Source organism: Streptomyces sp. URMC 126 (assembly GCF_051386555.1).
Taxonomy (GTDB): domain Bacteria; phylum Actinomycetota; class Actinomycetes; order Streptomycetales; family Streptomycetaceae; genus Streptomyces.
The window spans coordinates 1-9,363 of the sequence record NZ_JBPQTX010000278.1 but is presented as its reverse complement, the minus strand read 5'-3'; the positions used below and the strand labels follow the sequence as shown (position 1 = coordinate 9,363).

The following is a 9,363-nucleotide window of genomic DNA, read 5'->3' as shown; positions in this document are numbered from 1 at the left end:
GGACCGCCCGGCAGCGGATGCCGGCGGCCTCCACCTCGGCGGTCCGCGCCGCGTCGACCGTGTAGACCAGCCCGCCGCCCATCCCGTCCGCCCGGCCTGGCGGCGTCCGCGCCGACCGGGTCAGTCGGTCATCGGTAGTTGACGAACTGCAGGGCGAAGTCCAGGTCCTTGCCCTTCAGGAGGGCGATGACGGCCTGGAGGTCGTCCCGGCTCTTGGAGGAGACCCGCAGCTCGTCACCCTGCACCTGGGCCTTGACGCCCTTGGGGCCCTCGTCGCGGATGATCTTGGCGACCTTCTTGGCGTTCTCCTGGGAGATGCCCTCCTCAAGGGAGGCGAAGATCTTGTACTCCTTGCCGGAGGCCTGGGGCTCGCCCGCGTCCAGGGCCTTCAGTGAGATGCCGCGCTTGATGAGCTTCGACTGGAAGACGTCGAGAATCGCCTTCACCCGCTCCTCGGAGTTGGCCCGCATCTCGATCTTCTCGCCGGACCAGGCGATCGAGGCGCCGACGTTCTTGAAGTCGTAGCGCTGCGAGATCTCCTTGGCGGCCTGGTTGAGGGCGTTGTCGACCTCCTGCCGCTCGACCTTCGAGACGATGTCGAAACTGGAGTCGGCCATATTGAGTTGGCTCCTCGTACGTAGATTCCGTCAGGGGGCGCGGCGTGGGGGCGTCCTCGGTGGCGGGCTCCCGGCAAGGGCCGGACGGGCCCGGAGGACGGCCGCCCCGCAAGCCTAGTCATCCGGGCGGCGATCGGCTGGCTCCGAATCGAGTGGCGGAGCACCCCCGGTCATCGGGTATGGTTTACGTCGTTGCCAAGGAGCGCTCGAAAGAGCGTCCGAGGCGGCACCCATGGCGGTGTGCCCGAGTGGCCAATGGGAGCGGACTGTAAATCCGTCGGCTTAGCCTACCCAGGTTCGAATCCTGGCGCCGCCACCGAGAGAGGCCCCTGCTCTTCCGAGAGCGGGGGCCTCTTTGGTGTGTCCGGGGTCCGCTCCGCCGATGCGCTTCCGCGTTCAGGTGTGCCCGGGGACGTTCAAGTGCGCTCGAGCGATTTTCTTGGATGTCCACGGGTGTCCGCAGGTGTTCACGGGTGTCCGCAGCCGCCGACGCAGGGGGCCCGGACGCGTCCGCCCACGCCGGTCTCGCCCGGCCGGGCAGAACGCCCCGGTCGCCCTCTCGCCGACTCTCCACGGACCGGGCGACCCGCCGATCCCTCGCCCGACCGGCCGGCCGTTCCCACGGCCCGCCCGAGCCCGTCCCGCTCAGCCCGCCACGGCTCGTACCGCCTCTCAGCCCGCCACGGCTCGTACCGCCTCCTCCACCGGCGTCCGGCCGCCGATCAGCTCCAGCGTCCGGCCCGCCGTCCCCGGCGTGTCCAGCAGGCCCATCAGCACCGCCGCCACGTCGTCCCGCGTGACCTCGCCGCGGCCGGTCGACTCGTCCAGCGTGACCAGCCCGGTGCCCGGGTCGTCCGTGAGCCTCCCGGGGCGCAGGATCGTCCAGTCCAGGCCCGCGCGCGAGCGGACGTCCGCGTCCGCGGCGCCCTTGGCGCGCAGGTACGCCGCGAAGACCGGGTCGGTGCCCTCGGGGGGCTGGCCGTCGGCGCCCATGCTGGAGACGACGACGAAGCGCCGCACCCCGGCCGCCTCCGCCGCGTCGGCGAAGAGGGTGGCCGCGCCGCGGTCCACGGTGTCCTTGCGCTCGATGCCGCTGCCGGGGCCCGCGCCGGCCGCGAAGACGGCGGCGTCCGCGCCTTCCAGATGCCGGGCGATGTCCCCGACGGACGCCGACTCCAGGTCGCAGACGACCGGTTCGGCTCCCGCGGCGAGCAGGTCGCCCGCCTGTTCCGGCCGGCGGATCACGCCGGCCACCTCGTCTCCGCGCCGGGCGAGCAGCCGCTCCAGCCGCAGCGCGATCTGTCCATGTCCACCAGCGATGACAATGCGCATGATCCGACCGTACGCCCCGGTGGACACCCGGTTCAGGAGGAGGGTTCGCCCCCGCGCGGCGCCTGCCGGGGCAGCTCCAGGGCCGGTGTCCCGGCCGTGTGCCGGTACTCGCGGACGGCGCTCGTCCGTGACACCACCCGTCCCCGGTGCACCACCAGGCGGCTGTAGCCCAGCGACAGCACGCCCGCCACGCCGTCCCCCCGGATCGCCAGCAGTTCGGCCGGGAACCCGGCCTCGACCCGGACCTCCGGCAGCCCCATCGCCTCCCGCGCCCGCCCGCTCACCGCCTCGTACGCCTGCTCCGGGGGCAGCTCGCCCCGCGAGGCCAGCAGGAACGCGGCCTCCAGCGGGTCACCGCGCCCGACCGGGTTGGCCGCGTCGCGCACCGCACCGCTGCCCGCCGCGACGCGCACGCCGGCGGCGCGCAGCAGCCGTACGGGCGCGGCGTGCGAGACGCGGTAGCGGCTCCTCGCGGTGATCCCGCAGTCGCCCTGCGGCAGGCAGACCACCGTCACCCCGGCGGCGGCCAGCTGCTCCGCCGCCCGGACGGCGGTCTCGCGGGGGAGCCGGGCCAGACCGCCGCAGGGGCCGAGCGTGACGGACGGGCGCAGCCCGCCGGCCATCGCGGCGAGCCTGGCCAGCCGGGGCGGGTCGTCGGCGTCGGTGTGCAGGTCCACGGCGCAGCCGTGCTCGGCGGCGATCTGGAGGACGGCCTCCACGTAACCGGTCGGGTCCGGGTCCAGGTCGGGGCAGCCGCCGACGGCGGTGGCGCCCATCTTGACCGCGTCCCGGAGCACGGCCAGACCGTCGGCCCCCGCGAGGCCGGTGAGCAGCCTGGGGACGGCGACGGCCGTGAGGTCGGTGAGGTCACGCAGGACGCGGCGGGCCGCCAGCACGCCCTCCAGCGCCCGCAGGCCGTGTACGTCGCCGACGCGGACGTGCGAACGGACGGCGGTCGCCCCGTGCCCGAGCTGGAGCAGGGCGGCTTCGGTGGCGCGCCGCTGGACGTCCTCGACGCCGTCCGGGACCGGGCCCGCGAGGTCGGCGGTGAGCGCGGTGTCGCCGTGCGCGTGCGGCTCGGCCGGGGCCGGCAGCAGCAGATAGCCGCCGAGGTCGCAGCGGACGCCGGGGGCGAGGCTGCCCGCCGTGCCGACGGCCTCGACGCGCCCGCCGCTCAGCCGTACGTCCACTACGCGGCCGTCGGCGAGGTGGGCGCCGCAGAGCACGAGGGGTTTCTCGCCGGGACCACCGCCGCCCGGGGAACCGGACGGGGAGCTCGCGTCGCCGTCGGGGTTCCGCGCGGGCTGCGGCTGCTGGTTGTCGGGCATCGCGCTCCCTACGGTCCGGGGCATTCGCGCAGCGTGATCCGAGCCTAGGGCGCGTACGGAGCGGGTTCGAGCAGGCGACGGCGCGCTGCGAATAGTCGTACCGGCGGGGAGTGGGTGGGGGCGTCCGTCACGCGCCGGGACCTTGCCCGCCCTCCCCGCGTCCGGCGGCGGAAGCGGACGGTCCCATCCCGCCGGTGCCGGCCCTCGGCCGGCTCTTCCACCCCCGAGCGCCCCCGCCGAGCTTCCCAGGCTTCCCGAGCGCCACAGCAGGCTCCGGAGGCTGCCTCTCCGCCGACTCGGACACCCCGTCCGGCCTGGCCGGAAAGGGCCCCTAGGCGTCACGGGGAAGGCCGCGGAGGCCCTCCGTCCGGGGCCTCCCCGGTACGGATTTCACCTTCGGCCGCAGAGCGTGTAATGTCTTCCTCGCTCGCCCCAATAGCTCAGTCGGCAGAGCGTCTCCATGGTAAGGAGAAGGTCAACGGTTCGATTCCGTTTTGGGGCTCTGGTGTGAGGGGCCTCCCCGTTTTCGGACGGGGAGGCGCCCCCCGCATCAAAGCGGCGTAGCTCAGTCGGTAGAGCAAGCGGCTCATAATCGCTGTGTCACCGGTTCAAGTCCGGTCGCCGCTACCCACAGTAGCCGATTGCGGGGTCGGTCCTCCGATCGGCTACTCTTGTCTGCGTTCCATCCGTCCATCCGTCAAGGAGCACTCACGTGGCTGCCACCGACGTCCGCCCGAAGATCACGCTGGCCTGCGTGGAGTGCAAGGAGCGGAACTACATCACCAAGAAGAACCGGCGCAACGACCCGGACCGTCTTGAGATGAAGAAGCACTGCCCGCGTTGCAACGCGCACACCGCGCACCGCGAAACGCGATAACGCACAGTCGTTCATGAGGCCGTCCCCGGTTCCTGGGGGCGGCCTCATGGCGTATCCACACCCAGGAGGTGCCGAGCCGATGGCGCTCGACCAGTCCTTCGTCGGACGGACCTATCCGGCCACCGCCCCCTACGAGGTCGGCCGCGAGAAGATCCGTGAATTCGCCGAGGCCATCGGCGACGCGAACCCGGCGTACACCGACGCCGAGGCCGCCAAGGCGCTCGGCCACCCGGATGTGATCGCCCCGCCCACCTTTGTGTTCGCTATCACTTACCGGGCGGCCGGTCAGGTGATCGAGGACCCGCAGCTGGGACTGGACTACAGCCGGGTCGTCCACGGCGACCAGAAGTTCGCCTACAGCCGCCCGGTCCGCGCCGGCGACCGGCTGGCGGTCACGTCCACCATCGAGTCGATCAAGTCGATGGCGGGCAACGACCTGCTGACGATCCGGGGCGAGGTCCACGACGAGCACGGCGAGCACGTGGTGACCGCCCACACGATGCTGGTGGCCCGGGGTGCCGAGGCGGCCGAGGACGCCAAGGACGCCAAGGAAGGTGAGGCGTGATGACGGCGAAGGTTTCCTACGACGACGTCGAGGTCGGCACGGAGCTGCCCACGCGCGAGTTCCCCGTGACGCGCGCCACGCTGGTGCGCTACGCGGGAGCGTCCGGCGACTTCAACCCGATCCACTGGAACGAGCGGTTCGCCAAGGAGGTCGGCCTCCCGGACGTGATCGCGCACGGCATGTTCACCATGGCCGAGGCGGTCCGCGTCGTCACCGACTGGGCCGGTGACCCGGGCGCCGTGGCCGAGTACGGGGTGCGCTTCACCAAGCCGGTCGTCGTACCGGACGACGACGAGGGCGCGGTCATCGAGGTCAGCGGCAAGGTCGCCGCCAAGCTGGACGACGAGGCGCGCACGGTCCGCGTGGACCTGCTGGTGCGCAGCGCCGGGCAGCGCGTGCTCGGCATGCCGCGAGCCGTCGTACGACTGGCCTGAGGCCGGTTGGGCCGGCCCGGCCCGGCTCGCCGCGCGGACCGAATCGCGGTTCCGCTTGCCCCGAGGGCTGCTTGTTGAGGTTCTGCTGCGTGGGGTTCTGGGGGAGCGGCCCTTAAGGGGCGCTTCCTTTCGGAAGGGCCCCTGCGGCGCTTAAGAGTCTGTAGGGGACCTTGAGTCCCCCTACGGCCCTTACGGACCCCTACGGCCCTTACGGACCCCTACGGCCCTTACGGACCCCTACGGCCCTTACGGACCCCTACGGCCCTTACGGACCCCTACGGCCCCTAGGGGCCTCTACGTGCCTCCAGGGGCCCTTAGGGCCCTTACGGCCACTAGGTGTCCGTGGGGGCCCAGGTGTTTCAGGGCTCCTCAGGACCCCTACACTCCGGACCCCTCCCTCCCGGCTCGATCGGCCGACTCCGACTGCACTGCCACTGCCCTTGCGAAGTTAGTTATCGACCACTAATCTCTCTCGCATGGTCAGGATGAGTGCAGAGGAGCGGCGCGAGAGTGTCGTCCGGGCGGCGGTCGCCGAGTTCTCCCGGGGTGGCTACCACGGCACCTCGACGGAGGTGATCGCCCGCCGGGTGGGTGTGTCGCAGCCCTACCTCTTCCGCCTCTTCCCGGGCAAGCAGGCGATCTTCCTGGCGGCCGTCGAGGCGTGCCAGGAGAAGATCATTCGCACCTTCGAGGAGGCTGCCGACGGCGTGCCGCCGGAAGGTGTCGTACGGGCGATGGGTCTGGCGTACGAGCGCCTCATCGCCCGCGACAAGGAGACGCTGCTGATGCTCATGCAGATGTGCGTCGCCGTCGCCTCCGCCGAGGCGGCGGGCGACAGCGAGTTCGGCCGCCCGATCCGGGCGGGCTGGGAGCGGCTCAACGACCGGGTCCGTCTCTCGCTCGGAGGCGACCCGGAGAAGGCCGCCCGCTTCATGGGGCACGGGATGCTCATCAATTCCCTCGTCTCGCTGGGCTTCCCGCCCGAGCACCGGGTGTGGGACGGTCTGCCTTCCGAGCGCGGCTGACCGGCGCGCACGCGCATCGCGCACGCGCACTGCGCACCGACGTCGCGCGTCACACGCCACGGGCGGCCTGCCCGCGCACCCGGTACCGCATGGGGTGCGCCGAATCCCGCCGGTTCCGCCGGCTCGTCGGACCGGCTCTTTTTCGGCGCCGAAAGTTAGTGACTGATAAATAATCAGGGGGAGAAATGGAACAGCAAGACAAACGACGCGCCGCCTGGGCCCTCGTGGTCTCGGGCGCCGCCGGCTTCATGGCCGCGCTCGACAACCTCGTCGTCACCACCGCGCTGCCGACCCTCCGCCGGGACCTCGGCGGCTCGCTCGAAGACCTCGAATGGACGGTCAGCGCCTACACGCTCACCTACGCCGTCCTGCTGATGTTCGGCGCCGCGCTCGGCGACCGCTTCGGCCGCCGCAGGTTCTTCGGCATCGGCATCGCGCTGTTCACGGCTGCTTCCGCCTGTGCCGCGATGTCGTCCGGTATCGACGCGCTGATCGCCTTCCGTGCCGTCCAGGGCGTAGGCGCCGCGATCATGACGCCGTTGAGCCTCACCCTGCTCACCGCGGCCACCCCGCCCGAGCGGCGCGGCACGGCGTTCGGCATCTGGGGGGCCGTCAACGGCCTCGCCGTCGCCACCGGCCCACTGATCGGCGGCGGTCTCACGGAGCACATCTCCTGGCACTGGATCTTCTGGCTCAACGTTCCGATCGGGCTGCTCCTGCTCCCGCTCGTCCGGTTCCGCGTCGCCGAGTCCCGTACGCCGGACGCCCGGCTCGACATCCCGGGGACGGTTCTCGTCAGCGGTGGCCTCTTCGGCGTCGTCTTCGCCGTAGTCAACGTCAACACGTACGGCTGGACCGGTGGTCGCGTGCTCACCGGACTCGTCGTCGGCGCCGTGCTGCTCGCCGCCTTCGTCCGGCACGGCATCACTCACCCGAAGCCCATGCTGCCCATGCGCCTCTTCCGCAACCGGGCCTTCAGCGGTGTGAACGCGGCCGGGTTGCTGATGTTCTTCGGCATGTTCGGCTCGATCTTCCTGCTCAGTCAGTTCCTCCAGGGCGTCGGCGGCTACTCGCCCACCGAGGCGGGGCTGCGCATGCTGCCCTGGACCGGGATGTCGCTGATCGTCGCCCCGCTCGCGGGCCGGCTCGCCGACCGGGTCGGCGGGCGGATCGTGGTCGTCTGGGGTCTCGCCCTCCAGGCGAGCGGGCTCGCCTACTACGCCCTGGTCCTGGCCGCCGACCTCTCCTACGCGGCCCAGTTGCCCGCCCTGATCCTCAACGGCGTCGGCATGGCGCTCTACTTCGCTCCCTCCTCGGCGCTCGCCATGTCCGCGGTCGGCCCCGCCGAGCAGGGCATCGTCTCCGGTACGAACAGCGCGCTGCGCGAGGTCGGCGGGGCGTTCGGGGTCGCCGTCCTCGGGTCGGTCTTCTCCGCCAACGGCGGTTTCGAGTCGTCCCAGGCCGTCGTGGACGGCACCACGCCCGCCCTGTGGATCGGTGCGGCGGGCGTCGCCCTGGCGGCGGTCGCGGCGGCCCTCATCCCGCGGAACCGGCGTCCCGTGGGCGTGGGGACCCCCACAGGGAAGGCGCCGGAGGGGATGGCCGGGCCGGAAGGGGTCTTCGGGACGGAAGGGGTGTCCGGGCGTGCGGCGGGACCCGGCGCCGCCGGCCCTCGCGCCGGTGCGGGCACCGGCCGGTAGCGCCCCTTAGAGGGAACAGGGGGAAACAAGGGAACAGGAGCCCGGCCCGGCCCGCCCATTACGGGTAGGGCCGGGCCGGGCTCAGGCCGATCCCTAGGGGATGGGGTCGCCCCCCGCCCGTAAGGGACCGGTCCGTCGGGAGAAGGGGCGGGGCAAGGGGACGAGCGGTGGGATGGCTACCGCGACCGGGCCCGGGACCGCACCCCCGTACCCTTGTCGCCGTGCAGGAACTCCACGACACCTCCCTCGCCCCCCTGACCACCTTCCGTCTCGGCGGCCCCGCGACCCGTCTGGTCACGGCCGGCACCGACGAGGAAGTGATCGCGACCGTGCGCGAGGCGGACGCCTCAGGGACGCCGCTGCTGATCATCGGGGGCGGCAGCAACCTCGTGATCTCGGACAAGGGCTTCGACGGCGTCGCCCTGCGCATCGCCACCAGCGGCTTCACCCTCGACGGCACCCGCCTGGAGCTCGCCGCCGGCGAGAACTGGTCCGACGCCGTCGCCCGCACCGTCGAGGCGGGGCTCGCCGGCATCGAGTGCATGGCCGGCATCCCCGGCTCGGCCGGCGCCACCCCGATCCAGAACGTGGGCGCCTACGGCCAGGAGGTCTCCTCCGTCATCACCGAGGTCGTCGCCTACGACCGCCGGGCCGGCGAGACCGTCGTGCTCCCCAACGCCGAGTGCGGCTTCTCCTACCGGCACAGCCGCTTCAAGGAGGACCCCTCCCGCTACGTCGTCCTGCGCGTCCGCTTCGCCCTGGAGGACGCGGGCGGGCTCTCCGCCCCCATCAAGTACCCCGAGACGGCCCGCGCCCTCGGCGTCGGAGCCGGGGACCGTGTCCCCGCCGCCACCGCCCGCGACACCGTGCTGCGGCTGCGGGCCGGCAAGGGCATGGTGCTCGACCCCGAGGACCACGACACCTGGTCCGCCGGGTCCTTCTTCACCAACCCCATCCTCACGGCCGAGCAGCACGCGGCCTTCCTGGCCCGGGTGGCGGAACGGCTCGGGCCGGACGTCGTCCCGCCCGCCTACCCGGCGGGGGACGGGCTGGTGAAGACGTCCGCCGCCTGGTTGATTGACAAGGCGGGCTTCACCAAGGGATACGGGAACGGTCCCGCCCGGATCTCCACCAAGCACACGCTGGCCCTGACGAACCGGGGGTCGGCCACTACGGAGGATCTGCTGGCGCTCGCCCGGGAGGTCCGGGACGGGGTCCGGGAGGCTTTCGGGGTGACGCTGGTGAACGAGCCGGTGACGGTGGGCGTCAGCCTCTAGCCCTTACGGGCGGGGGACCCGGGGCGGGTCTCGGACCCTCCCGGAGGGCCCCACCTCGCCGTGTCACGGCGGGAGCCCCGCCTGCCCCCGCTGCCCCCTTTACTCCCCCTGCCCCCGGGCATCGGTGCGGCGCGTCCTCGGTGCCGGGCGGAGGAGGCTGCCCCTGTCCCGCCCTTTCACCGTTTCCTGGGGGGGCGAGCCCCCGCAG

At 72.4% G+C, this 9,363-nt stretch carries 9 protein-coding genes and 3 tRNA genes; 9 read left to right on the top strand and 3 right to left on the bottom strand.

Annotation, left to right across the window (positions count from 1 at the left end):
* Window positions 1-128: 128 nt before the first annotated feature.
* The gene (locus ACSNOK_RS26240) at window positions 129-617 is read right to left on the bottom strand and encodes a YajQ family cyclic di-GMP-binding protein (protein ID WP_436783246.1); all 489 of its coding nucleotides are present in this window, start codon (window positions 615-617) and stop codon (window positions 129-131) included.
* 234 nt (window positions 618-851) lie between these two features.
* Here ACSNOK_RS26240 and ACSNOK_RS26235 point away from each other — a divergent pair.
* Window positions 852-933, top strand: a tRNA-Tyr gene (locus tag ACSNOK_RS26235).
* Window positions 934-1,289: 356 nt separating this feature from the next.
* Here the strand turns inward: ACSNOK_RS26235 and ACSNOK_RS26230 are convergent.
* Together ACSNOK_RS26230 and ACSNOK_RS26225 are read right to left on the bottom strand one after the other, a co-directional pair.
* On the bottom strand, window positions 1,290-1,949 hold the full coding sequence (locus tag ACSNOK_RS26230; RefSeq protein WP_436783245.1) for an NAD(P)H-binding protein: 660 nt from the start codon (window positions 1,947-1,949) through the stop codon (window positions 1,290-1,292).
* A 32-nt stretch (window positions 1,950-1,981) separates the two neighbouring features.
* Window positions 1,982-3,277, bottom strand: coding sequence for an amidohydrolase family protein (locus ACSNOK_RS26225; protein ID WP_436783247.1), 1,296 nt, complete (start codon window positions 3,275-3,277; stop codon window positions 1,982-1,984).
* 429 nt (window positions 3,278-3,706) lie between these two features.
* Here ACSNOK_RS26225 and ACSNOK_RS26220 point away from each other — a divergent pair.
* The 8 genes from ACSNOK_RS26220 to ACSNOK_RS26185 all read left to right on the top strand — a co-directional run bounded on the left by ACSNOK_RS26220 (window position 3,707) and on the right by ACSNOK_RS26185 (window position 9,155).
* Window positions 3,707-3,779: transfer RNA gene (locus ACSNOK_RS26220), tRNA-Thr, on the top strand.
* 52 nt (window positions 3,780-3,831) lie between these two features.
* Window positions 3,832-3,904: transfer RNA gene (locus ACSNOK_RS26215), tRNA-Met, on the top strand.
* Between the two features lie 85 nt (window positions 3,905-3,989).
* Complete coding sequence (rpmG, locus tag ACSNOK_RS26210) at window positions 3,990-4,154, top strand: 50S ribosomal protein L33 (RefSeq protein WP_004571794.1); 165 nt, start codon at window positions 3,990-3,992, stop codon at window positions 4,152-4,154.
* 79 nt (window positions 4,155-4,233) lie between these two features.
* On the top strand, window positions 4,234-4,719 hold the full coding sequence (locus ACSNOK_RS26205; protein WP_436783244.1) for an FAS1-like dehydratase domain-containing protein: 486 nt from the start codon (window positions 4,234-4,236) through the stop codon (window positions 4,717-4,719).
* Window positions 4,719-5,153 carry a MaoC family dehydratase gene (locus ACSNOK_RS26200; RefSeq protein WP_436783243.1) on the top strand — a complete coding sequence of 145 codons (435 nt, stop codon included), beginning with the start codon at window positions 4,719-4,721 and terminating at the stop codon, window positions 5,151-5,153. The genes ACSNOK_RS26205 and ACSNOK_RS26200 overlap by 1 nt, the downstream gene beginning before the upstream one ends.
* Window positions 5,154-5,629: 476 nt before the next feature.
* Window positions 5,630-6,178, top strand: a complete 549-nt coding sequence (locus ACSNOK_RS26195; protein ID WP_436783242.1) for a TetR/AcrR family transcriptional regulator — start codon at window positions 5,630-5,632, stop codon at window positions 6,176-6,178.
* A gap of 185 nt (window positions 6,179-6,363) precedes the next feature.
* Complete coding sequence (locus ACSNOK_RS26190; RefSeq protein ID WP_436783241.1) at window positions 6,364-7,878, top strand: MFS transporter; 1,515 nt, start codon at window positions 6,364-6,366, stop codon at window positions 7,876-7,878.
* Window positions 7,879-8,099: 221 nt separating this feature from the next.
* Entirely contained in the window at window positions 8,100-9,155 is a 1,056-nt protein-coding gene (locus tag ACSNOK_RS26185) for a UDP-N-acetylmuramate dehydrogenase (RefSeq protein ID WP_436783240.1), read from the top strand.
* Window positions 9,156-9,363 lie beyond the last annotated feature (208 nt).